This is a genomic window from Mucilaginibacter sp. P4_D1, assembly GCF_056401935.1.
The window spans coordinates 11,794-35,717 of record NZ_JBFUIJ010000049.1 but is presented as its reverse complement, the minus strand read 5'-3'; the positions used below and the strand labels follow the sequence as shown (position 1 = coordinate 35,717).

24 protein-coding genes are annotated in these 23,924 nt (G+C 42.8%); 9 read left to right on the top strand and 15 right to left on the bottom strand.

Going from position 1 to position 23,924, the window contains the following annotated elements; all coding sequences use genetic code 11:
* Positions 1-174: 174 nt before the first annotated feature.
* Both AC1DV1_RS26835 and AC1DV1_RS26830 read right to left on the bottom strand, forming a co-directional pair.
* Positions 175-537, bottom strand: coding sequence for a TM2 domain-containing protein (locus AC1DV1_RS26835; protein ID WP_225976501.1), 363 nt, complete (start codon positions 535-537; stop codon positions 175-177).
* Positions 538-666: 129 nt separating this feature from the next.
* Entirely contained in the window at positions 667-858 is a 192-nt protein-coding gene (locus tag AC1DV1_RS26830; protein ID WP_477366259.1) for a DUF2752 domain-containing protein, read from the bottom strand.
* Between AC1DV1_RS26830 and AC1DV1_RS26825 the strand changes: the two genes are divergently transcribed.
* Positions 812-955, top strand: a complete 144-nt coding sequence (locus tag AC1DV1_RS26825) for a hypothetical protein (RefSeq protein ID WP_477366262.1) — start codon at positions 812-814, stop codon at positions 953-955. The two genes, AC1DV1_RS26830 and AC1DV1_RS26825, sit on opposite strands and share 47 nt — an antisense overlap.
* A 15-nt stretch (positions 956-970) precedes the next feature.
* On the opposite strand, the gene AC1DV1_RS26820 is transcribed toward AC1DV1_RS26825, so the two are convergent.
* Positions 971-1,378, bottom strand: a complete 408-nt coding sequence (locus AC1DV1_RS26820) for a DUF4199 domain-containing protein (RefSeq protein ID WP_147053995.1) — start codon at positions 1,376-1,378, stop codon at positions 971-973.
* Between the two features lie 161 nt (positions 1,379-1,539).
* Here AC1DV1_RS26820 and mfd point away from each other — a divergent pair, with 161 nt between their 5' ends.
* Positions 1,540-4,893, top strand: coding sequence for a transcription-repair coupling factor (mfd, locus tag AC1DV1_RS26815; RefSeq protein WP_477366224.1), 3,354 nt, complete (start codon positions 1,540-1,542; stop codon positions 4,891-4,893).
* A gap of 3 nt (positions 4,894-4,896) precedes the next feature.
* On the opposite strand, the gene AC1DV1_RS26810 is transcribed toward mfd, so the two are convergent.
* From AC1DV1_RS26810 to hpt, 4 genes are all read right to left on the bottom strand, one after another.
* Complete coding sequence (locus tag AC1DV1_RS26810) at positions 4,897-5,190, bottom strand: type II toxin-antitoxin system VapC family toxin (RefSeq protein WP_477366256.1); 294 nt, start codon at positions 5,188-5,190, stop codon at positions 4,897-4,899.
* A 115-nt stretch (positions 5,191-5,305) separates the two neighbouring features.
* Positions 5,306-5,518, bottom strand: a complete 213-nt coding sequence (locus tag AC1DV1_RS26805; protein ID WP_477366221.1) for a DUF2281 domain-containing protein — start codon at positions 5,516-5,518, stop codon at positions 5,306-5,308.
* Between the two features lie 41 nt (positions 5,519-5,559).
* Positions 5,560-6,078, bottom strand: coding sequence for a hypothetical protein (locus AC1DV1_RS26800; protein WP_477366218.1), 519 nt, complete (start codon positions 6,076-6,078; stop codon positions 5,560-5,562).
* A gap of 67 nt (positions 6,079-6,145) precedes the next feature.
* Positions 6,146-6,682 carry a hypoxanthine phosphoribosyltransferase gene (gene hpt, locus AC1DV1_RS26795; protein ID WP_477366215.1) on the bottom strand — a complete coding sequence of 179 codons (537 nt, stop codon included), beginning with the start codon at positions 6,680-6,682 and terminating at the stop codon, positions 6,146-6,148.
* A gap of 156 nt (positions 6,683-6,838) precedes the next feature.
* Here hpt and AC1DV1_RS26790 point away from each other — a divergent pair, with 156 nt between their 5' ends.
* Both AC1DV1_RS26790 and def read left to right on the top strand, forming a co-directional pair.
* Positions 6,839-8,065, top strand: coding sequence for a M16 family metallopeptidase (locus AC1DV1_RS26790; RefSeq protein ID WP_477366253.1), 1,227 nt, complete (start codon positions 6,839-6,841; stop codon positions 8,063-8,065).
* 20 nt (positions 8,066-8,085) lie between these two features.
* The gene (def, locus tag AC1DV1_RS26785) at positions 8,086-8,658 is read left to right on the top strand and encodes a peptide deformylase (protein ID WP_477366212.1); all 573 of its coding nucleotides are present in this window, start codon (positions 8,086-8,088) and stop codon (positions 8,656-8,658) included.
* A gap of 119 nt (positions 8,659-8,777) precedes the next feature.
* Here the strand turns inward: def and AC1DV1_RS26780 are convergent, their stop codons facing one another.
* From AC1DV1_RS26780 to AC1DV1_RS26770, 3 genes are all read right to left on the bottom strand, one after another.
* The gene (locus AC1DV1_RS26780; protein ID WP_477366209.1) at positions 8,778-9,404 is read right to left on the bottom strand and encodes a hypothetical protein; all 627 of its coding nucleotides are present in this window, start codon (positions 9,402-9,404) and stop codon (positions 8,778-8,780) included.
* Positions 9,405-9,518: 114 nt separating this feature from the next.
* A complete protein-coding gene (locus tag AC1DV1_RS26775) occupies positions 9,519-9,797 on the bottom strand; it encodes a NifU family protein (RefSeq protein ID WP_090652233.1) in 279 nt (92 codons plus the stop codon).
* 141 nt (positions 9,798-9,938) lie between these two features.
* Positions 9,939-11,027, bottom strand: a complete 1,089-nt coding sequence (locus AC1DV1_RS26770) for an Mrp/NBP35 family ATP-binding protein (RefSeq protein WP_477366206.1) — start codon at positions 11,025-11,027, stop codon at positions 9,939-9,941.
* A 117-nt stretch (positions 11,028-11,144) separates the two neighbouring features.
* Here AC1DV1_RS26770 and AC1DV1_RS26765 point away from each other — a divergent pair, with 117 nt between their 5' ends.
* On the top strand, positions 11,145-13,394 hold the full coding sequence (locus tag AC1DV1_RS26765) for a transglycosylase domain-containing protein (RefSeq protein ID WP_477366203.1): 2,250 nt from the start codon (positions 11,145-11,147) through the stop codon (positions 13,392-13,394).
* Positions 13,395-13,462: 68 nt separating this feature from the next.
* Positions 13,463-14,092 carry a nitroreductase family protein gene (locus AC1DV1_RS26760; protein ID WP_477366200.1) on the top strand — a complete coding sequence of 210 codons (630 nt, stop codon included), beginning with the start codon at positions 13,463-13,465 and terminating at the stop codon, positions 14,090-14,092.
* 77 nt (positions 14,093-14,169) lie between these two features.
* Here AC1DV1_RS26760 and AC1DV1_RS26755 read toward each other — a convergent pair whose 3' ends face one another.
* Complete coding sequence (locus tag AC1DV1_RS26755; RefSeq protein ID WP_477366197.1) at positions 14,170-15,183, bottom strand: LacI family DNA-binding transcriptional regulator; 1,014 nt, start codon at positions 15,181-15,183, stop codon at positions 14,170-14,172.
* 203 nt (positions 15,184-15,386) lie between these two features.
* Between AC1DV1_RS26755 and AC1DV1_RS26750 the strand changes: the two genes are divergently transcribed.
* Positions 15,387-15,752 (top strand): response regulator, encoded by a 366-nt coding sequence (locus AC1DV1_RS26750; RefSeq protein WP_477366194.1) that lies wholly within the window; start codon positions 15,387-15,389, stop codon positions 15,750-15,752.
* A gap of 133 nt (positions 15,753-15,885) precedes the next feature.
* Positions 15,886-16,116, top strand: coding sequence for a hypothetical protein (locus AC1DV1_RS26745; protein ID WP_090652238.1), 231 nt, complete (start codon positions 15,886-15,888; stop codon positions 16,114-16,116).
* Between the two features lie 86 nt (positions 16,117-16,202).
* Here the strand turns inward: AC1DV1_RS26745 and AC1DV1_RS26740 are convergent, their stop codons facing one another.
* The 3 genes from AC1DV1_RS26740 to AC1DV1_RS26730 all read right to left on the bottom strand — a co-directional run bounded on the left by AC1DV1_RS26740 (position 16,203) and on the right by AC1DV1_RS26730 (position 18,630).
* Positions 16,203-17,081, bottom strand: coding sequence for a diguanylate cyclase (locus tag AC1DV1_RS26740; RefSeq protein ID WP_477366191.1), 879 nt, complete (start codon positions 17,079-17,081; stop codon positions 16,203-16,205).
* 301 nt (positions 17,082-17,382) lie between these two features.
* Positions 17,383-17,943, bottom strand: a complete 561-nt coding sequence (locus AC1DV1_RS26735) for a helix-turn-helix domain-containing protein (RefSeq protein WP_477366188.1) — start codon at positions 17,941-17,943, stop codon at positions 17,383-17,385.
* 273 nt (positions 17,944-18,216) lie between these two features.
* Complete coding sequence (locus AC1DV1_RS26730) at positions 18,217-18,630, bottom strand: hypothetical protein (RefSeq protein WP_477366185.1); 414 nt, start codon at positions 18,628-18,630, stop codon at positions 18,217-18,219.
* Positions 18,631-19,126: 496 nt separating this feature from the next.
* Between AC1DV1_RS26730 and AC1DV1_RS26725 the strand changes: the two genes are divergently transcribed.
* The gene (locus AC1DV1_RS26725) at positions 19,127-21,919 is read left to right on the top strand and encodes a bifunctional fucokinase/fucose-1-phosphate guanylyltransferase (RefSeq protein WP_477366182.1); all 2,793 of its coding nucleotides are present in this window, start codon (positions 19,127-19,129) and stop codon (positions 21,917-21,919) included.
* Positions 21,920-22,007: 88 nt separating this feature from the next.
* On the opposite strand, the gene AC1DV1_RS26720 is transcribed toward AC1DV1_RS26725, so the two are convergent.
* Entirely contained in the window at positions 22,008-23,870 is a 1,863-nt protein-coding gene (locus AC1DV1_RS26720) for a chloride channel protein (protein WP_477366179.1), read from the bottom strand.
* Between the last annotated feature and the right edge of the window lie 54 nt (positions 23,871-23,924).

The window sequence follows — 23,924 nt, the reverse complement described above, 5'->3', positions numbered from 1 at the left end:
AAAAACTGAAAGCGAAAGGCCTGAAGCTGAAAACTGATAAAAGTATTAGCCTGTTTAGTTAAGATTTTGGGCTTTCTGCTTTGCGCTTTCCGCTTTAAGCTAAAAATCCACCCCGTAACAGAAGGTGGATTTTTTGATGTATATATATTGAAACTTTGCCCGTAACCGGAAAACTTAGTTGGTCATTTTAGCGATATTGAAGCTTTCGAAAGCCATTTTTTGATTGTACTCGTTGGCAATACCCTTGTAATTAATCAGGTCGACGATGGTACCGATAAAACAAAAGCCTGCGGTAAAAAAGTATACAATACCCATTCCAATCTGGTCGGTCAGGAAGCGCTGAATACCTGATACACCCAGGAAACCCGCAAGTGTGGCCAGCAAAATATCCTGGGGGTTGCGGCGTTTGCTGGCGTAAACACCCATAAAATAACGTTGTTGATTTTCGGTTAAAGCGGCGGTGGCCTGTTGTACAAAAGAAAATTCTTCGGGAGTCATTCCGTCGAACATCATATATGAATTTGGGTAAGTGCTCATTTTAGTAATGGTTAATTTTGTGTTTGTTTTGATGATATAAAGGTACATCGGCACATAACAAACACCTACGGGATATAGGTTAGCAGGGCTAACAAGTCGGTGAAACCGTGGGTTTTAGCGGTGAAAAGTTTATCGTTGGATAAAGCCTTGATAGTTTGAACGGTAGAGATTAACGCGAATTAGTATGTATATTCTGTGAAATATCACCAGAACCGCCGGTATACCTAACCAATGGGCATGAAATGAATTGGGAATTTGCCCGTGAAACAGGTAGATGATGGAGTGCCCCAAACCGCAGCCGGGGCACCAGTTTATGCCCATGAGTTTTAAAGGGCACAATGTAAAATGTGATGTGGCCTGCGGCGAAGTAAACGCCAGGCACAGCATGGCGGTAATCCAGAAAATGAGTTCAAAATAGTTGCGAAATAGCCGTTTAATCAACCTTGTTTGATTTATTGGTAAACAGTAAAGATACTGCAAACGCCAATAAAACGCCAACTAACAAAGCACCGAAAATGCGGCCCGAAAAATCGCGCAACGTATTTGCAGATGATACATAACTGAAATATAATATGCTTGCAAAAACGGTTACAATTCCGCCGGCAATTAAAATTTTAAAGCTTTGTATCAGCGCCTCTAAAAAACCCATCTGCCCCTTGCATTCGTTTTGCCTATAACTGTAAATGCCAATAAGCAACCCTATGGCTGGTATAATAAACGAAAAGTATTCAAGCGTGGCTACTTTGTCGCTGGTGGGTACAATGCCCGAACTGTGCATCACAAACATCCAGATTCCACTTAATACACCAATAATAACGCCCCAAATAATTGCATTCTTCATAATAATAACATTTTGGTTTTTAAAAATTAGGTTCAGCTCCGGGGGAAATAATACCCTAATTTATCATTAAAAAGTAAATAAGCCGCCATATTGTTTGCATTGTTTTATAGTATTTATAGCTGTTTATTTAAAAAGGCTTTTTTGCGTACATTTGCAGCAGTTTGAACATCCGTGATATATTAGATAGGTATAAAGCTGATGACCGGATTAAAGCATTGGCCCTTGCGCTTAATGCTTCAAAAAATCCAAGGGTACAGCTGCGTGGTTTAGTCGGATCGAGTGATGCGGCCATGGCGGTAGCATTATATTTTTTGCAGCACAAGCACATGGTGTTTGTATTGCCCGAGCGCGAGGAAGCCGGCTATTTCCAGGCCGACCTGGAAAACCTTACAGGCAAAGAAGTATTGCTTTTCCCCTCATCCTACCGCAAGCCCTTTGAATTTACGCAGCCCGATAGCAGCAATGTACTGGCACGGGCCGAAGTACTCAACGAACTTAACCACGCTTCGGAATTTGGCCAGTTGATAGTTACCTACCCCGAGGCTCTGGCCGAAAAGGTAATTGACCGGGCTTCTCTCGAAAAAAACACGCTCGAAATTGCAGTAAGCAATAAACTCAGCATAGAGTTTATCAACGAATTTTTAATTGAATACGATTTTGAGCGCGTTGAATTTGTGTACGAGCCTGGGCAATTTTCTGTGCGTGGCGGCATTGTAGATATCTTTTCATTCTCGCACAACCTGCCTTACCGGGTGGAGTTTTTTGGAGATTTTATTGAATCTATCCGCACGTTCGAGATCGAGAGCCAATTATCTGTTGAGCAGGTAAAAACCATTACCATTGTGCCCAATGTACAATCTAAATTTTTAACCGAGAGCAATATCTCGCTGTTAGAATATGTAGAGCCGGGTACCCAGGTTTGGATTAAGGACGTACAGTTTACATTGGACATTATTCAAAGTGGCTTTAAAAAAGCCACCAACTTGTGGAAAGCATTATCTGCAGACGAAAAAACCCAAAACCCCGACTGGATTGACCCTAAATTTGGCTTCACCGACGAGAAGCTTATTGCCGACCAGCTGTTTGATTTCCCCGTGGTGGAGTTTGGCAAACAGTTTTTTTATCAGCCAGGCGCATCAATCAACTTTGACATGCGCCCGCAGCCATCTTTCAATAAGGATTTTACGCTACTGATCCACAACTTCAAAAATAACGAGGCGGAAAAGATAGAAAACTTTATCCTCACAGATTCATCGCGCCAGGTGGAGCGTTTGTATGCCATATTGGATGATTTGGATAAAACGGTAAAATTTACCCCGGTAAGTATCTCCATCCGCGAAGGTTTTGTTGACCACGAACAAAAGCTGGCCTGTTATACAGATCACCAGATTTTTGATCGTTATTATAAATACAAGCTTAAAAAAGGTTATCAGCGCTCGCAAGCCATTACCCTAAAAGAACTGCGCGACCTGAAACCAGGTGATTATGTTACCCATATTGACCATGGTATAGGCAAATATGCAGGCCTGGAAAAAGTAGAGGTAAACGGCAAACAGCAGGAAATGATCCGCCTGATTTATGCGGATAACGACTTGCTGTATGTAAACATTAACTCGCTTAACCGCATATCTAAATATAGCGGCAAGGAGGGCACCGTTCCGCGCATGAACAAGCTGGGAACCGATACCTGGGAACGCCTCAAGAAAACAACAAAAAAAAAAGTTAAAGACATAGCCCGCGACCTGATTAAGCTTTATGCCCTGCGCAAAGCCCAGCATGGCAATGCTTTTTCGCCCGATAGCTACCTGCAAACCGAACTGGAAGCGTCCTTTTTGTATGAGGATACGCCCGACCAGGAAAAGGCCACTGCCGACTTTAAAAAAGATATGGAATCGCCACATCCTATGGATAGGCTTATCTGCGGCGATGTGGGCTTTGGCAAGACCGAAGTGGCCGTTCGTGCGGCGTTTAAGGCCGTTGCCGATAGCAAACAGGTGGCCATATTGGTACCAACCACCATTTTAGCGGCCCAGCACTACAAAACATTTACCGATAGGCTTAAGGGGTTCCCGGCTAATATAGATTACATTAACCGCTTTAAAACCAGCAAACAGATAAAGGATACTTTAGAGAAACTGAAGGAAGGCAAGGTAGATATCATTATAGGTACCCACCGCCTGGTAAGCAAGGATGTAAAGTTTAAAGACCTGGGGCTGATGATTATTGACGAGGAGCAAAAGTTTGGCGTAAGCACCAAAGAGAAGCTGAAGCAAATGCGTGCCAATGTAGATACACTTACATTAACCGCAACGCCGATTCCCCGTACCCTGCATTTTTCGCTAATGGGCGCAAGGGATCTGTCAATCATATCAACACCACCGCCCAACAGGCAGCCGGTTGTTACCGAATTGCATGTATTTAATGATAAACTGATAAAAGAAGCTGTTGAATTTGAAATTGAGCGCGACGGCCAGGTTTTCTTTATTCACAATCGCGTAGCCGATTTGCCACAATTAGGCGGCATGATTCACAAACTGGTACCTAAAGCCCGCATTGGCATTGCCCACGGCCAGTTGGAAGGCGATGCGCTTGAAGATGTAATGCTAAAATTTGTAAACCACGAGTACGATGTGCTGGTGGCTACCACTATTATTGAAGCCGGCCTTGATATCCCGAACGCCAATACCATCATCATCAACTACGCCCACATGTTTGGCCTGAGCGATTTGCACCAGATGCGCGGTCGCGTGGGCAGGAGCAACAAAAAAGCATATTGCTACCTGCTCAGCCCGCCGTTGTCAACACTCACCAACGAGGCCCGCAAGCGCCTTAGCGCAATTGAGGAGTTTAGCGACCTGGGCAGTGGCTTTAACGTAGCCATGCGCGATTTGGACATTCGCGGCAGTGGCAACTTGCTTGGAGCCGAGCAAAGCGGCTTTATTGCCGAAATAGGCTTCGAGATGTACCATAAAATTTTGGACGAAGCCATCCAGGAGCTGAAAGACGATGAATTTAAAGGCGTATTCCCGGATGATAAGCCACGTCCATATATTTCCTTCACCCAGATAGATACCGACCAGGAGATATTGATCCCCGATGAATATGTGACCAATTTATCCGAACGTTATAACTTATACACCGAATTATCCAAACTGGAGCGGGAGATTGAGTTATCGGCCTTCCAACAACAACTGCATGACCGTTTTGGACCAATACCACCACAGGTACATGACTTGTTAAACACCATGCGCCTGCAATGGATGGGCAAGGCAATTGGTTTTGAAAAAATATCGTTGAAAAAGAATGTACTACGTGGTTATTTTATAACTAACCAGCAATCATCGTACTTTGAAACCGAGGCATTCCATAATGTGCTTGCTTTTGTGCAGGCCAACCCAAGGCGCACTAACCTAAAGGAAGTGAAAAACACGCTCAGGCTGAGTGTTGAAGGCGTGCATAGTATTGACCAGGCGCTGGTATTTTTAAATGAGATGGCGGGCTTGGTTGGGGCGTAAGTATTAATCCCAAATCACCTCTACATAATCCTTATAAAGTTTGAATTTCTCATCGACCGAAAGAATTATAGCGTTTTCTTCCATTGCCGTAGCAATTAGCAATCGATCAAACGGGTCGCGGTGATTTTCAAAAAGCGGGATTTGTTGATATTTATAAATATGTTCTTTTTGAATGTTCAGGTAGGTGAAGCTATCAGTAAGGGCTTGGCTATAGATATCTTCTACAGTGGCGTGAAAGGCGGGAAGCTTTCCGATCTTTAATTTAATGGCCAACTCGAATAGGCTTACCTGGCTAATAAGATAATATTATCCGTTTGCTCCAATATTTCTAATACACTGGTTGGGATTTTGGGGTTGTCTTCCTGAAACCAAAGTAAGCAATGCGTATCTAACAGATACCTTTTATTGGCCATTACATATAATCTTTAAGATCATCCAGGGGCTCGTTAAAATCATCCGGCAAAGAAACCTTGCCCTTTAACCCGCCCGGAGTCCTTTTAAGCGGTTTCTGTTCTTCTGGTTCTGTTAAAAACGTAATTATTACCTCGGTTTTAGATTGTACCGGGGCATCCTCGCTCATGATGATGCGACCTTTTTCGTAATATCCTTTAATTGTAGCGAGCATAGCCATACAAATATACAAAATGAAGCAATGTGTTTATATCTTTAAAAAACAACCACCGGCCAATACACATTTCTAAATTCCCGGCAGGTATTTATCATTGCATTCTTATCAACGGGCAACATCTCGCCATATACCGAATTTTGTAACACCTGGCTATAGGTATCTAAAACTATACCCGATCGAAACACTGTCTTTCCGTTCTTTAATAGGTAAAAAACGCTTTCAACCGTTGCAACATCGCCTTGTGTCATTTTAAACCGCCACTCACGCTTCATTTTTTGTAAAAGATTCCTGTCGGTTGTTTTCAGGCAAGTGCGATGAGGAATTTGGGAGTTAAGATCGGCAAAGTCTGAAGGCGGTATAACGATATAAGCAACCCAATCATCCTTTGTAAAATCGAATTGAGAAAAAACATTTACGGTATCGCCGCTCTTCAACTTAAGAACGGGAAGGACATCACCGCTTTGAGAAGCGGGAATAACAATATTATACCCTTTTACCGAAACAAAAATTGCCGCAAGGATAATAATTCCACCGGCAATTGTTAATGCTCTTTTCATGGGCATTGTTTGTTATATTTTGCAACATAAATCAATCCGAAATCGATCCCTCAACTCCCAAAGGAAGTTACACCTTCTTATAAATGGCATCAAGGTTCCTGCCCATTTCTTTATAATCCAAACCGTAGCCAACTACAAACTCATTCTCAATTTCAAAACCAACATATTTTAGTTCGTCAATTTTCTTTTGAAGGGCGGCCGGTTTTAGTAACAGCGAACATACTTTAATAGAAGCCGGGCCACGTTGTTTTAATTTATCTATCAGGTAATGCAGCGTATTGCCGGTATCAACAATATCTTCAATGATCAGCACATCGCGGCCTTTTATATCCACAATTAAATCAATATCGTCGCGGATTTTTAGTTTACTGGTAGTGCCGCCGTAATAGGAGGCCAGCTTGGTAAACGAGATTTCGCAGGGGATAGAGATTTGTTTTATCAGGTCGGCTATAAATAAGAAGCTTCCGTTAAGTACTCCCACAAATACCGGAACACTCTGTTTAAAATCTTCATTTAACTGTAGGCCAATAGCTTTTACACGTTCTTCAATCGTTTCGGCGTTAATAAGGGGCTCAAACTCTAGGTCTGCAATTTTAATTTTCATTGGTGCGTTTTTACAAGGGGTACTACCGGCTATAACTGCATCACTATGGGTGCTTTCGCACGGTATGGTATCAATCTACTAAAATAGTAAAATCGCTTGCAAATTACACGTAAAATAATTGTAACATATATAACGTTATCTTTGCACTCTTATATGATCGACTACCAGGCCCATACCTTACCAAATGGCATCCGTATTTTATACAAGCAATCGCCATTTGCCATAACGCACTGCTGCTTTATTGTAAACGCAGGCTCGCGCGATGAAGCCAACCAGCAGGAAGGGCTTGCCCATTTTATTGAGCATCTGCTGTTTAAAGAAACAGAAAGGCGCAATACCAACCAGATCCTGAACCGGCTGGAGCTTGTTGGCGCCGATTTAAACGCTTATACTACCAAAGAATATACCTGCATACACGCCTCATTACTTAACCAGCACCTGGAACGCGCTATTGATTTATTTGAGGATATCCTGTTCCACTCCACCTTTCCCGAAGATGAACAGGAAAAGGAACGCGGCGTAATATTGGATGAGATAGCCTCGTACCTTGATCAGCCCGAAGAAGCTATCCAGGATGATTTTGAGGAATTACTGTTTAAGGACGATCCTTTCGGCAAAAATATTTTGGGCACACCCGAAACCGTTGGCCGTATGAACAGCGATGACATGCGCGCCTTTATCAAAGCTAACTACAGCACTTCCGAAATGATATTTGCCGTACATGGCAACTACGATTTTAAGAAAGTTGTTAAGCTATGCGAAAAATACTTCGGCGGGATAGCAGCTCATCACCCTCAAAAAAACAGAATTGCGCCAAAGGCCAATAGCAGCAGTATTGTAATTGTGAAAAAGCCTATATCGCAAACGCATTGCATAATTGGCGGGCAGGCTTACCCTTCATCACACCAGCATAAATATGGGTTGTTACTGCTTAATAACCTGTTGGGCGGCATGGGGATGAGCAGCCGCTTAAACCTCGAGATCCGCGAAAAGTATGGCATCGCCTATACCATCGAATCAAACTATACCCCATTTAGCGATACCGGCATTTTCTCGGTTTATTTTGGCACCGATAGCGAAAAGGCCGAAAAGGCATCGCGCCTGGTACACAAAGAACTGAAGAAACTGCGCGATCAAAAACTGGGCACCCTGCAGTTGCACCAGGCCAAGCAAAAGTTTATTGGGCAAATAGCCCTTGCCGAAGAGAACCGGATGAGCCTGATTATATCAATGGCCAAAAGCCTGCTTGATTTTAACCATATTGATACGCTGGAAGACATTTTTGACAAAATAAATGCCGTTACCGCCGAACAATTGCTGGAAATAGGCAACGAAATATTTGATAATGACAGGCTTATTACATTGAAGTTTGAGCCTAAATAATAAACCTGTATTTTTGCAAAATGAAGTACCCTATCATCGCTTACGGAGATCCTGTTTTAAGAAAGAAAGCAACAGCCATTGAGCCGGATGAATATCCACATATCAAAGAATTGGTTAATAACATGTTTGAGACTATGTACGGTGCCCGTGGCGTTGGCCTGGCAGCCCCGCAGGTAGGCATGTCTATGCGTTTATTTGTGGTTGATGCCACCCCGTTTGATGATGATGAACCAGACCTTAAAGACTTTAAAAAAGCATTTATAAACGCAACTATAATAGAAGAAACCGGCGAAGAGTGGGGTTTTAACGAAGGCTGCCTGAGCATCCCGGATATACGTGAAGATGTTTACCGTAAACCGGTTATTAAGATATCGTATTACGACGAAAACTGGAAGCATTACGAAGAAACCTACAGAGGCATGGCCGCCCGCGTTATCCAGCACGAATACGACCACATTGAAGGTAAACTATTTACTGATAAACTGAGCCCGTTGCGCAAGCGCCTGATTGAGAAAAAACTGAACGATATTTCGAAAGGTGCCGTGAATGTGGAGTACAAAATGAAATTCCCGGCTGTAAAGAAGGGGAGATAAGTCTGAAGTTTTAAGTCTTTAGTCAGAAGTTAACATATCTTATAAAACCAAGCCTGCATCAGTAGGCTCTTTTTATTGCACCAAAACAGACTTTTGACTTTATACTCCGGACTTACGACTTACTTACTATCCGCGTCTGATATCTGCTTGATCAGGCTGCCCCAGGCCAGGGGATTAAGCAAAGGGTTGGGTGTAAGTGAATGCGTGTTGAGGATGGTGTTGTGCATTGATTGCGCGTTTGCCGATTGTATTTCCTGTGCATCTCTGGGCAAGGTATTATACAAGGCTGATAATGATGCCTTGCTGATGTTTTTACGCGCGATTTCGAGATCGTCATCAGCAAGTTTTATAGCTAAAAAATCTTTCTTAAACTCGTCTGTAGTGGCCCACGGAAATACGTGAAATGTAGGCAGGTTAATAATTTGCGGCTTAATGTTCACCTGCAAAGTATAGCTTTTGGTATTTAGGTTTGATGGTATAACCACCAGTATTTGCCCGTAACCAACGCAGGTAAAGCGCAGGGTATCCTGCTCATGCGCTACAAACGAAAAATAGCCTTTATAGTTACTTAAATATACCTGGTTATGAAAAGATGTATTGGTAATTGACACATAGGGCACAATAACATCTGTACTATCGGCATTATGCACCACCCCGGTAAATTGCACAAGAGGCCTGTCATCGTGTTTTTGCGCAAATGTCGCAACCGATGCAAATAATAAAAATATAACAACCAAGTACTTCATATACCTAAACACCTATTTGCTGTATGTTACCTTAATAACGCCAAATGGTTTCAAAAAGTTGCTCAAAAATAGCTAATACCGTAAATTATAAACAGGATTTAACAATACTTAACACTATCTTAAATTCTCGGGCAGCACCGCATTCGGATCATCAATGTCGGTAAGGTTTAATGCCTCAACACTGGTAATTTCGGGTACTGCTTTTTTTATGGCTTGCTCAATGCCTGCCTTTAGGGTCATGATACTCATAGGGCATGAACCGCATGAGCCCAATAATTTTAATTTAACAACACCCTCGGGCGTAATCTCTTCAACTGAAACATTCCCGCCATCAGCTTCCAGATACGGGCGAATGGTATCTAAAGCTGCTTCAACCTGACTTAATAAACTCATTTTTACCAATTTATAACTAAAGTAAAGTTATCAATAATTTGCAATATATTTTATACTTAAAGTGGTTAGTCCAAACTCTTAAGTTCTGAGTCAAAAAGGGCCGGTTTAACACTTTTGACTTGAGACTTATGAGTCAAAACTTTAAACTTTTGACTCAAGACTCGCTTCAAAAGCCTTCGCGTTTGATATAGCTACCTGCTGCGCTACGCGCTGGGCCATATCAATAAAAGCTTTGGTCATTACACCATCAGCATCCAAAATTGCCGGAGCGCCGGCGTCGCCCGAGTCACTGATGCTTTTTACCAGCGGAATTTCGCCTAAAAAGGGCACATCCAGCTGCTCGGCCAGCTTCTGCCCGCCGCCTTTGCCAAAAATATAATATTTGTTATCCGGAAGCTCGGCCGGCGTAAAGTACGACATGTTTTCGACCACGCCCAGTATCGGGACATTAATTGCCGGCATCATAAACATACCTACCCCTTTGCGGGCATCGGCCAAAGCTACATTTTGCGGCGTGGTTACAATAACCGCTCCTGTTACCGGGAAGGTTTGCGTAATAGTAATGTGGATATCGCCTGTGCCCGGTGGCAAATCTACAACCAGGTAATCCAGTTCGCCCCAGTCGGCATCATTAAACAGTTGTTTTACAGCTGTTGATACCATTGGCCCGCGCCACGGCACGGGTTGGTTAGGATCAGTAAAAAAACCTATCGACAATAGCTTGATACCATATTTTTCAATAGGTTCAATGCGGGTTTTGCCATCAACGACGCCTGCCTGGGGGCGTGCGCCTTCAAGCCCAAACATGATGGGTACAGATGGGCCGTAAATATCTGCATCAATCAACCCCACTTTAGCGCCCGATTTTGCCAGCCCTAACGCCAGGTTTGCAGCAACGGTTGATTTACCAACGCCACCTTTACCTGATGCTACCGCGATGATATTTTTAACACCCGGCACGCCTGTATTTTTCTGTGTGGTAACGCGCGATGTCATGTTAACATCTACCACAACATCTTTGCTGATAAAATAGCTGATGGCATTGCGACAGGCATTTTCAATTAGGGCCTTTAAGGGGCAAGCCGGCGTGGTTAATATTACCGAAAAGCTAAGCTTGTTGCCATCAATATGTATATCCTGTATCATGTTGAGGGTAACCAAGTCTTTTTTCAGGTCTGGCTCTTCAACATTGCCCAGTGCTTGTAAAACTTGTTCTTTAGTGATTATCATAATATTATGGCAAATTTATGAAAACGAGTGGTTGATTTGTGTTTAAGCAGGAAACAAATTACAGAAACAACCGTTTGCAGGGGATAAGAATTAGTTTAGTTTTGGAAAAATTTACTTATGAAGCGCCTTAACCCTAAATATATACGCATAGCCGCATTTGTCCTTATCCCGCTGTTCCTCATATTGTTAATAGGTGGTTATATCGCCTATTCAAAACGCGAGGCCCTGCTTCAAAAAGCTATTGTCAAAGCTACTGCAAAAGCAAAGCGCGATTATAATTTAGATGTAAAAATCGGATCGGCCCATTTTACAGGCGCGGCAACAGTTTCTTTTTCGGATGTTACCATAGTACCCGAGCAGCGCGACAGCCTGTTGCGCATCAAAAACTTTGTAGTGAGTGTTAAGCTGTTACCACTTATTGTGGGCAATATTAAATTATCGGATGTTTTATTACAGGATGGGTTTATCAACCTCACAAATATCAAAGGGGTTAAAAACTTTGATTTTTTGTTTAAAAAGAAGCGCGATACCACATCAACAACCAAAGCCGATCTATCTGTACTGGCCAACAACCTGGTTAACGAGGTGCTGTACAAAATTCCGGATAACCTTACATTAAGCAATTTTGTGGTAAGTTTTAAAGACGATAGCACCAAGCTAAAGCTACTTGCAAAAACCGCGCAGATAAAAGATGGTAACCTTACGTCAAACATAGATGTTGATAACGGCGAATCTACCTGGCATTTTGTGGGTAAAATGCATCCGTCTGATAAAAACATCGATGTAAAACTTTATGCCGACGGTAAAAAAATAGAATTGCCTATTATACAGGAAAAGCTTCACCTGAAAATAAATGCCGATACCATATCAACCAAATTAACCAAAGTTGAACATAGTGGCGGCGAAACCCGTATTTACGGATCATGGGGGGTAAGTAACCTGCTCATCAACCACCCTGGCTTGTCGCCTGGTGATATTATTTTCCCCAAGGCATCTATTGATGCCAACCTGTTTGTGGGCAGTAATTATGTATCTATCGACAGTTCATCAACAATTCATATAAAAAACCTGGTAGCCAGGCCATTTATTAAATACACGCTTAATCCAACCAAAATATACGAGCTAAAGATGAACACCGATTGGCTTAATGCCACCGATGTTTTCGACTCCTTTCCGCAAGGAATGTTTGATGCCCTTGATGGCATTAAGGTTGCAGGCAAACTAAAATATAGCATGCATTTTTACATGGATGCAACAAAAATAGATGACCTGCAATTTGATTCGCGCCTGGACAAGGATGGCTTCCGGATAATTAAATACGGCAAAACCGATCTGGGTAAGCTGAACAGTCCGTTTGTTTACACCCCATATGAAAAAGGCAAGCCGCAGGCACCGCACCTTATAGGCCCGGATAATCCTGAATTTACACCACTGGAACAAATCGCGCCTAACCTGCGCAACGCGGTTATGACTGCCGAAGACCCTTCATTTTATAATAATCATGGATTTGTAGAAGAAGCGTTCCGCAAATCATTGGCAACCGATTTTAAAACCAAAAAGTTTAAACGGGGCGCCAGTGGTATATCTATGCAGCTGGTTAAAAACTCGTTTTTAAACCGGGATAAAAACCTGGTCCGTAAAATTGAGGAGATATTGATTGTCTGGATCATCGAAAACAACCGCATCATGACCAAAAACCGGATGCTGGAAGTTTACCTGAATATTATTGAATGGGGCCGCAACATATACGGCATTGACGAGGCATCGCATTTTTACTTTGGTAAGTCGCCATCGGAACTTACCCTGGGCGAGAGTATTTACCTGGCCAGTATAGTTCCGTATCCAAAAGGTGGCTTATACGCGTTTCAGCCCGACGGTAGCCTGAGGCCCGGCCTGCATGGTTATTTTAACCTGATAGGTAAGCTGATGGCCGAAAAAGGACTAACCGCGCGCGATACCAGCGCCTACGGGTTTTATAACGTTAGGCTAAAAGAGAGTTTAAGAGAAAAAATTGCGCCTATTGATACCGCTAAAGCAGATAGCCTGATGAAACAGGGCGGAAATGACGATAATGAAACATTACCTGTTATTGAGGAGCCGGTAAAAAAACCAAGCTTTTTTCAGCGCCTGTTTGGTAAAAAGGATAGCGTTGAGCAAAAGAAAGAGCAGGTAGAAAAACAAAAAGAAAAAACCGCCAAAGAAAAACTTAAAGAGCAAATTGAGGCGCTTAAGCTGGATTATAAAAACCGGATTGACAATATAGATACGGCAGGCAAAACACGTAAAGACATCCGCCAGGAAAAACGGCGACTTAAAAAAGAAGAAAGCGATAAAGAAGACGAACTGAAAGCCAAAGCCAATTTATAGTTTACGATGGCATGACGCATTTAAATGTTTAAACATCTATTTTTGTGTCAACAAAATTAGAAATCGTCATGTCACTAATAAATCAATTACAAAAAAGGGCTGCAGTAAAAAAGTTCGACCCTTCGAAAAAAATATCCGCCGAGCAATTAGATCAATTGCAAAGCGCAATACAACTTGCACCATCATCATACGGTTTGCAATCATTCAAAGTGATTGTTGTCCGCGATGCCGATGTAAGAGCAAAACTGCGTGCGGCAGCATATAATCAACCACAAATAACAGACTCATCGGCATTATTCGTTTTTGCCTCGGTAACGTCATTGGACGAGGCGTTTGGCAAAAAATTTATCGACCTGGTTGCCGATGTGCGTAATGTGGAACGTGAAAGCCTTGCCGGATTTGAACAAGTGATTTTAGGCAGATTAAGCAACAATACAGATGAGCAAAAGTTAGCCTGGTCGCATAAACAGACTTACATTGCTTTAGGGGTACTGGTGTCCGAAGCCGCAGAATTAGGCATAGATGCCGGCCCGATGGAAGGTTTTGATGCTGCCCAATTTGATGAGATACTGGGCTTAAAAGAATTAGGCTTAACCACCTCGGTTATTGCCGCCGTTGGCTACCGTGCCGAAGATGATGTTTACAGCAAAATGATTAAAGTACGCAGGCCTAAAAGCGAGTTATTTATACACGTTTAATGTTGGTGAGTGGTTGATTATGTAAGTAGTTGATTGGGTTAAATCCGGCTTAAACCATTCACCCAATCAACCACTCTCTACTCACCAGAGGAGCTCCTCCTGATAAACAATTTAGATTTTAAAACCACGTGCCGCTTATGGTTTGTGGCGGCTTTGTGCTCCAATGCTTCAAATAGCAGGTTGGCGGCCTTAATGCCCATTTCGTAGGCGGGCTGGGTAATGGTTGATAGCGCGGGGCTTAATAAAGGCGCTATCCCCAAACTGGAGAAGCTTACTATTTTTAGTTGCTTCGGGATATCAATCCCCAGGTCATTACAAACATAATAGGTGGCAAACGCCAATCGCTCTACCGAGCTAAAAATCCCATCGGGCTTTATTTCCTGCAACACCTTGGTCAATATCTTGTAGTTTACCTTCTCGTCATTACTGCAATCAATAACCAGTTCGTCGTCAAAAGCTACATTGTGCTTTTTAAGTGCATCCATATAACCCTGCATACGCACCTGCCCAATAGAAATGCTTTTGTTTACCACCAGGTATGCTACCCTGCGGCAACCGGTTTGCAGCAGGTGCTCTGTGGCATCAAAACTGCTATCATAGTCATTAGTGGTTACCTTGGCTGCATCAATATCTTCATACACCCTGTCGAAAAACACAACCGGAACATTTTTTGACTCCAGCTGGCGCAGGTAATTATGGTCATTAGCTTCGCCGGATACTGACATGATGATGCCATCAACCTTGCCGTTATTGAGGTAATTTACAAACGACACTTCTTTTTCAAAAACATCATCTGTGCGGTAAAGTAAAATATAAAAGCCTTTTTTACGAGCCACCTCTTCAATACCGTTTATGGCTTGTGAGAAAAAATCGTTGGCTATTTCGGGGATAATAACAGCCAATGTTTTAGTTTTTTTATCCCTTAAATTACTGGCGTAATGATTGGGCAAAAAGTTATGCTCTTTGGCAAAGGCCAGTATACGTTCTTTGGTATCCTTATTAATATCGGGGCTGCCGTTAAATGCCCTTGAGATAGTTGACGTAGAAATATTGAGCTCCTTCGCCAGTTTCTTTATATTAACAATATCCATTATTATCTCGTAAATCTTTTATCCAGCCAAATGTAACAAAACTGATCTATTAAGCCCCGAAAAACCGCGTGCAATTATTGTAAAATATGTTAAAATTATATCATAATCTATACACCTTTCACCTGTAGAAAACCAGATTTAACTGCAAGTTAATCAATGGCATGCGCTTTGCACCTGTTAAACCGAAGGGGATTGAAACGAGTATGGCGAAGAAAATATTAATAGTTGATAACGACGAGTTAATGATAGAGGTGATGACCTATATTTTAACTGCAAACGGATATGATGTGGTATCGTTTCACGATGCCGGCAATATCTTTGCCGAAATTAAGACATCCCACCCAGACCTGGTGATACTTGACATATTGGTGCCGGGCTTGGATAGCCTGGAAATTTGCAAGCTGATAAAGCTTAACCGGGATACTAAAAACCTTCCGGTGATTATCTGCCTGCCTGGCGAAGATGTTGGCTCGGCGCTAAACCAAAAAGGTGCACCAGATGATGTGTTATTGAAACCATTTGGTATTAACAACCTGATTGAAAAGGTAGCATATCAGTTGGCAGCGTAGCACGCACCGTCCTATTATTGTTTTTTTTAATCAACTATCCCTTAGGTACTTACTACAAGAACGAAGCCATAGTTACATCTTTTTGCTTTTTTGGAGTATTGGATTTGTATATTTACCCGGAGAGAAGACACAGATGGGACTGCCACTAAGAATAACGTACAACGATACCGACCTTGTTTACCAGGTTAACACATCGCCAATAAACAAGACTACCAGCGAACTTGAAATTTTGCTGAACGGCGAAACAATCACCCTTCAAAAAGATGAACGAAGTGTATGGATACAGCAAGGCAACGGCCCGCTGATTGATCCTGAACTGGCGCAGGCTTTAGGCAGATCGGTTTCCTTAAGATTTAGGATGTAGTGTACATTAGTTTATATTATAGAATATTGTATAATAGTAGTTGTCCGTCTAAACAAGCTCTTTTAATACAGCATCGGCAAAACAGATCATTCAACCCCGTTGCTTTTTCCCTTCTTTTCCAGCTCACTCACAAAAATGGTTAGCTCTTTTGTAAAATCATCAAGGGCGATTGCTGAAACCTCCATATAGCCAACCATTTTTTTCAATGTAGCGGGCGAACGCAAAAACTGGTTAAGAATTTGGGCGATACCTAAAATATTGGCAACCGGCTGGCGTACTTTATGATGGGTCATAAACATCATTTTTTCTAACCCAAGGATATACTCTTTCAAAAACTCTTCGGCCTTTTTAATTTTGTTATAGGCTATTTCCAGTTCCTCGGCGCGGTTTTGCTTCTCTTCGTTTTGAAATTTAAGTTCGCTATTGGCTATGATCAATTCAGCAGCCCGGCTTTCCTTTTCGGAATTTTGAAAAGCCAGTTCAATATTGGCAATGTTTAACTCATCGGCCCGCTTTTGCTTTTCCAGGTTCTGAAATTTCAGTTCATCATTGGCTATAATCAATTCAGCTGCCCGGTTCTCCTTTTCAGAATTTTGGAAAGCCAGTTCAACGTTGGCAACGTTTAACTCATCTGCCCGTTTTTGTTTCTCCTGGTTCTGAAATTTGAGCTCGTTATTGGCTATCACCAATTCAGCAGCCCTTTGCTCTTTCTCGGAGTTTTGGTAGGCCAGCTCCTTATTGGCGACAATCAACTCGTTTGCACGTTTTTCTTTTTCGGCGTTTTGATAGGCTAACTCGTTATTTGCTATAGCAAGTTCGGCCGCGCGTTTCTCTTTTTCAGAATTTTGATAGGCCAATTCGTTGTTTGCCGCCAGTAATTCACCGGCGCGTTTCTCTTTCTCGGTATTTTGGTATACCAGTTCTTTGTTGGCGATGATAAGCTCATCGGTTGTCCCTCTATACATATAGCGGCTAATAAATGAATGATTATTTTAATTATCGCTTAGGCGATTAAAAGTGTAGTTATTGTCACCCCGGAAACATGACAACAAAGGTCTGGGTTTTAAATATGCGATAAATGCGTTACCTGGGTAACGGCCAATAAATCGATTGCAAAACGATTTATTAGCGTGAAAATACCATTATTAATATTAAAAACGGCTACTTTTAAACTAATATTAAATAAGCAGGATGTTTTTTTGAGCAAGCTCTTCTTTTAGTTTGCCCACCAAGCTTTCTATTTATTATAGTTATGTTTTATAATATTTACAGGTCCTCAATATTTTTACGTTTGTTACCCTGCAGGTTTTTAAATGCCGATGGTGTCATCCCGGTAACCTGTTTAAACTGGCTTGATAAATACGCCACGCTGCTATAGCCCAATTGGAAAGCAATTTGCGAAAGGCTAAGCTCGTTATAAACCAACAGCTCTTTAACTTTTTCTATCCTTTGGTTGATGTAATATTTTTCGATCGTTGAACCCTCTACTTCCGAAAAAAGGTTGCTAAGGTATCCATAGTCGTAATTAAGCTTATCTGTTAGTATAGCCGAAAGTTTTAAAGGTGCCGGCGTATCAGTATAATGCACATGCTCAATGATGATGGTTTTAATTTGTTCAATCAGGCGGCTTTTCTGATCGTCAATTAATTCAAACCCCAGTTTGTTTAACGACGATGTCAGTTTCATTTGCTGCTGATTTGTAGGCGGGTTCTTAATTTCTACTTCACCAAGTTCAACACCAAGTACCAGCAAGCCCGCCTTTTCAAGCTCACTTCTTACAACCATTTTGCACCTGCTGCACACCATATTTTTTATATATAGCTTCATGGCGATAAAATTACTGTATTTAAAGATATCAGGACCGGCTTTTAACCAGCGAAATGAAGGCATAAAAAAAGCCTCTTTGCTCTCGCAGCTCAGAGGCCTTTACCTAAACCTTATCACAATAGGGCGTGCGCCCCGATTTGCACTGCTAACATACAACAACCGCCAGCAAATAAACACAAGCATCGATGAACAGCCCAAATCTATCGACGGATACTGCTAACGGTCCTTTTATCGCTGTTATTTATGCGGTAATCCAAGCCAGGGCCTACTTTATTAAGTTAATATTTTATCGGTAATGTTGTTGGTTGTTAATAGCAAGTATGCCGGTTTCTTGTGCTTACCAACAATAGGAATAATATCCAGTTGCCACCAGCTTTCAACCATTATGTTTGGGTTGGCCGATGGGATATTATAATTGAAAGGTGGTGTTACAATAGTTTCATTGTTTACCACCGCGCGTGTAAGTGTATCAAGCAAAAATTTATCTCCGTCGCTACCTGCCCGTTTAGGGTCAAAGGCCTCCCAAAGGTACCAACCAACTATATTCCTATAATGGGTATACGTTGCTTTCATATACGCATCGTTATAGGTTAATATGGTAAAGTTTGGCGCATCGGCCTTTAATATTATCCGGGGCGTATCCGTAAAAAACAAAGCCTTGAACAGCGGGTCGGTTAAAAAACTCATCGATAATAAAACACGTTGGATTAAATCACTATGATGGCTCTTTTTTCAAAAACGTTAAAAAAAAGCGCCACTGCTTAGCTTGTACGCAATAACTTGCCCATAGGTTTAGTGTAGCTGCCGTTTTGGTTAAAAGGAGACTATTGTAGTTGGTTAGGAGCTCTAAATGCGTTTTTTAAAAGGCGTTGAGCAATACAGCCATTAAACCATATAGTTAACAAAATGCCCGGGCAATATTTGGCACTACCTATCCAACGGGCAAGGGCTGTCTGTTTATTTTAAGGACTTTACCTATCGCAAAGCAACCCAAGCCCATTTTTCAAGCCGTTGAGGCAAAGTTTTCAGTCTTAAAAACAAACACTTATAGCTGCATCGCCCAACTATATTGAAGCAATAAATAATGAATAATATGCTCAAATAGTTGAATCCATTTAAGCTATTAGTTACGATTTTTACTGATTAGGTGTATCTTCATACATCCCGACTTCAACCAGCATAAATGAGAAAACTGATAAGCATTCCTCCGGCCTTTAAACAATTTGGCGACCACCATTTTGCCAAAGAAAACTATTACTTCAGCTCGGATCCTAAAGAGGGCAAAGTTGGCTCGGGTGGCGGAACCGTTAATTTATTATACGAAGCCAGCAAAGAGGAGAAGGCCGAAGGCCCGATAGGTAATTGGTTACGCAAAGAGAAGCGGCTGATTATCCATGCGGGTGGCCAAAGCCGGCGTTTGCCGGCGTATGCGGCCGTAGGCAAAGTGTTTACCCCCATGCCCATTTTTCGCTGGAAAAGAGGACAGCGCATTGGCCAAACGCTGATTGACCTGCAGTTGCCGCTGTATGAAGAAATATTGAACAAAGCGCCCAAAAACCTTAATCACCTGGTAGCAAGCGGTGATGTGCTTATTCGCGCAGGGGGCATATTGCCCGAAATTCCGGATGCAGATATTGTTTGCTTTGGCCTGTGGGAACGGCCCGAGAAAGCATCTAATTTTGGTGTTTTTTTTGCGCACAAAAGCTCGCCCAAACAGCTGGCCTTTGCGTTGCAAAAACCCACGGCTCAAAAATTGCAGGAGTTGCAACCTAACTACCTGTTTTTTATCGATATCGGCGTTTGGCTGTTTAGTCCTAAGGCCATGGAGCTGATGTTTGAGCGTAGCGGGTGGAATAAAGATAGTAACTCGTTTGCCGGCGGCATTCCTTCGTTTTATGATATGTACACAGAGTTTGGGCAGGCCCTGGGCCAAAATCCAACCCTGAAAGACGATGCCATCAACCAGCTAAAAGTGGCGATTGTGCCGCTCCCTAAAGGAGAATTTTATCATTTTGGCACCAGCGCCGAACTAATAGAATCGACCGATAAGCTGCAAAACCTGGTGAAAAACCAGGAAGAGATATGGCATAATAAAATAAAACCCAGTGCCGACCTGTTTACTCAAAACGCGATCACCAGGATTGACTTTACCGGCACAAACAATTCTATTTGGATTGAGAATAGCGATATTGCCCATACCTGGAAATTGAGTAGTAAGCATATCATTACAGGAGCTCCTGTAAATGATTGGACGCTTAACCTCCCCGAAGAAACCTGTCTTGATTTTATACCCATTGGTAATAGCGATGAATGGTGTGTAAGGGTTTATGGCTTTTACAACCCCCAGTTACCCATACGGGGAATAAATGCCAATAAAGGCTATGCCGCTGGCGACTGGTTTAATGAGCCGGTTTACCCGGTATTTGATGCCGCAGACTTGAACAGTGAAGTTATTCAAAGCCTGATTGATAACCCATTTAATTACCAGGAAAAGGGAAAACGGTTAATTGCGGCAGCTGATGTTGCGGACGAAGTAAACCTTTATCGCCAGTACGCCCAGCGTGAAACTTTTTTAGAAAGTAACCTGCAAAGCATGGCTGCTAACTGGAAACAATCTGTTTTTTACCAGCTTGATTTGAAAAACGCTGCCGGGATATTTAAAAATGCAAAATTAACGTTACCGCCTGCTTTACCCGATGACGCGCCCCTGTTAACGCGCCTGCATGACCAGATGTTCAGGAGTGAGGTGTTGGGTTCAAACAATCCATCGGCTGCTGCTTATGAGGCAAAAGCATTTGGATTGCTTGCCGAAACTATTGTTGATACAGCTAAAACCGAACTTGCATCACCCAAGCTGGATGTAATGTCCGACCAGATAGTTTGGGGCCGCAGCCCCATCAGGCTCGACCTGGCCGGCGGTTGGACAGACACCCCGCCAAACTGCCTCATAAACGGAGGTAAGGTACTTAACCTGGCCGTCGAGCTTAACGGCCAGCCACCACTGCAGGTATTCATAAAACCATCTGCCGGGTATGTTATCACGTTGCGGTCTATCGATTTGGGTGTGCGGGAGGATATAACCACTTACGAGCAATTGAATGATTATAATAATTCCGTAGGTTCGGCATTTTGTATCCCCAAAGCGGCGCTTTGCCTGGCGGGTTTTGTACCGGAATTTTCGGCAAACAGGTATGGTTCGCTGGTAGAGCAATTGAAAGACTTTGGTATGGGTATTGAGGTAACTTTGCTGGCTGCTATTCCCAAGGGATCGGGCTTAGGCACAAGCTCCATCCTGGCAAGTACTGTATTGGGTACCCTGAGCGATTTTTGCGATTTGAAATGGGATAAATATGCCATCTGCTCGCGAACCTTGGTCCTGGAGCAAATGTTAACAACCGGCGGTGGCTGGCAGGATCAGTATGGTGGTGTTTTTGGTGGTATTAAGCTGTTGGAAAGTAACCCTGGTATTTTTCAAAAGCCGACTGTGCGCTGGGCTCCTGAATTTATATTTACCGATGCTTCTGCAGCATCTGTGTTGTTATATTATACCGGAATTACCCGGGTAGCTAAAAATATCCTGGCCGAAATTGTAAAGGGAATGTTCCTTAACGGCAATGGCTATTTAAGCATCCTTGAAGAAATGAACCACCACGCCCTTAAAACTTACGAGGCTTTCCAATACGGTAACCTGCAGCAAGTAGCCGAGGCTACGGGCATTAGCTGGGAGCTTAACCAGCGTTTGGATGGCGGTACCAACACACCCGAAACTCAGGCTATTATTGACCGCATCAGCGATTTGATAATTAGCTGTAAATTACTGGGCGCTGGCGGTGGTGGTTATATGCTGATATTTGCAAAGGATGTGGCTGCGGCGGCAAAAGTGCGTAGCGCTCTTAATACTAACCCGCTCAATAACAGGGCGAGGTTTGTTGATTGGTCTATTTCACGGGATGGATTTAAAACATCCAGGAGTTAATGTAAGGTTAGCAGGAGCAAATATCACGCCCCTGCAACCTTTAAATATTGCTAATCCTTTATTTTTCTTTGAGTTAATTGTGAGATGCTCATGCATTGCTATCCTTATTTATCAGCCTACGCCCTTTACTCATTATTTTTAAGCGTTGCCGTTTTAACGATATGGATAATGATGTTTTGTCGGCCTCGTTATTATGCAACCCGTAAGCGGCTATAATTTCTTTGTAGGATAGGCTGCCAATAATATTGTTTTCTGCCGAAGCAACTGGTACCAGTTCGGCATTGTGTTTTACCATCAATTCGGCAGCCAGGCGTAACGATGTATTACCAGCAACCATTAACGCCGATGGGCGAACGATATCTCCGAGTTTTTGCAGCTGGCCGTTGTTATACAGATCGCCCAGTTTACACGTGCCCATATAATCTCCTTTTTTATCTACCACTATAAAATCGTGTGCGGTTGAGTTGTGGGCAAGTAGCCAGGCTTTTACTTCGTTAACCGGGTTTTCGGCACTTAAAATAATAGCCTCTTTGCTCATAACGTCAAGTACAGATAGTTTACCCAATACGTCGGGTTCAAATGATACGGGAGTGGCTACCCCTCTGCGGGCAATTTTTTCGGTCATGATAGTATTCTCCATTAAAAAGAACGATACCAGGTACGATGCGGTGCAGGCGCCAAGTAAAGGCAATAAAGCGTTTGATTGCATGGTAGATTCAAGCGCGAAGGTAATACTGGTTAAATAGGCCCTTGAAGCCCCCGCAAACATAGATGACATACCCAGCAACGCCGCCATAGGTATGGTTATGCCCGAATTTGGAAAAAGCATTAAAATAACCGCACCGATGATAGCCCCCGCCGCGCCGCCAATAGTTAACAAAGGCGCAAGGGTACCGCCGGAAGTGCCGCTGCCCAATGCAATAGCCCACGACAGAAATTTAAAAAAGCATAACCGCAGAATAAGCAGCAGTGGAATGGTGCCCGATAAAATGCTGATGATATTATCATATCCTACACCCAAAGTGTGAGGCGCAAAATAACCAATTACCCCAACTGCAAGGCCGCCGAATGCGGGCCACCACATCCAGTGAATGGGGAGTTTATCAAACCAATCTTCAATTAAATAAACAATTTTGGTTATCCCTAATGACAGAAAACCGACAAGTAAACCGATGCCGCTGTAAATAGCTAATGCCTCGTTAGTTGGCACCGCTAAATTGGGCATAGGAAAAACCGGTCCCGATTCAAACAACAGGTGATGGCCTGCTGCTCCCGTAATACAAGCCAGGGCAACGGGCAAAATAGATTTGGGCGAAAACTCAAACAAAAGCAATTCAATGGCCAACAACACAGCCGCTATGGGAGTGCCGAATATAGCCGACATACCCGCTGTAGCGCCCGCTGCAAGAATAACCTTGCGCTCATTGGCGGTAATTTTTAATAACTGGCCCAGGGTTGATCCTAAGGCTCCGCCGGTTGCAATTATTGGCCCCTCGGCACCAAAGGGCCCCCCGGTACCAATAGCAATTGCCGACGATATGGGCTTTAAAAACGTAATAGAAGGTTTTATTTTGCTTTGGTTGGTTAGTATTTGCTCCATGGCTTCGGGGATACCATGTCCCCTGATGGCTTTTGAACCATATAAGGCCATTAGCCCAACAATTACTCCGCCAATGGCCGGCACAACAATAACCCATGTACCCAAATGATTGGCCGCGGGGCTATGGAAATGTACATCCAGCATGCCGTAAAAAGATATGTTGGTTACAATATTAATGAGGTATATAAGCCCCTTGGCTATAACGCTGATGGCTATTGCCACCACAACAGATAGTGCCGATACATATAATAACCTGTTTTTTATACTTCGGGATAAAGTTAATTTATCCTGGTGATTATTGATGGCGTTTAAGGAAGGCGATATGGGAATGCCTGTTTCTTTTTGTTTCATGATGAATATTACACGATCCCGCACTTATAAAACGCGGGCCTATTTTATTGCAAA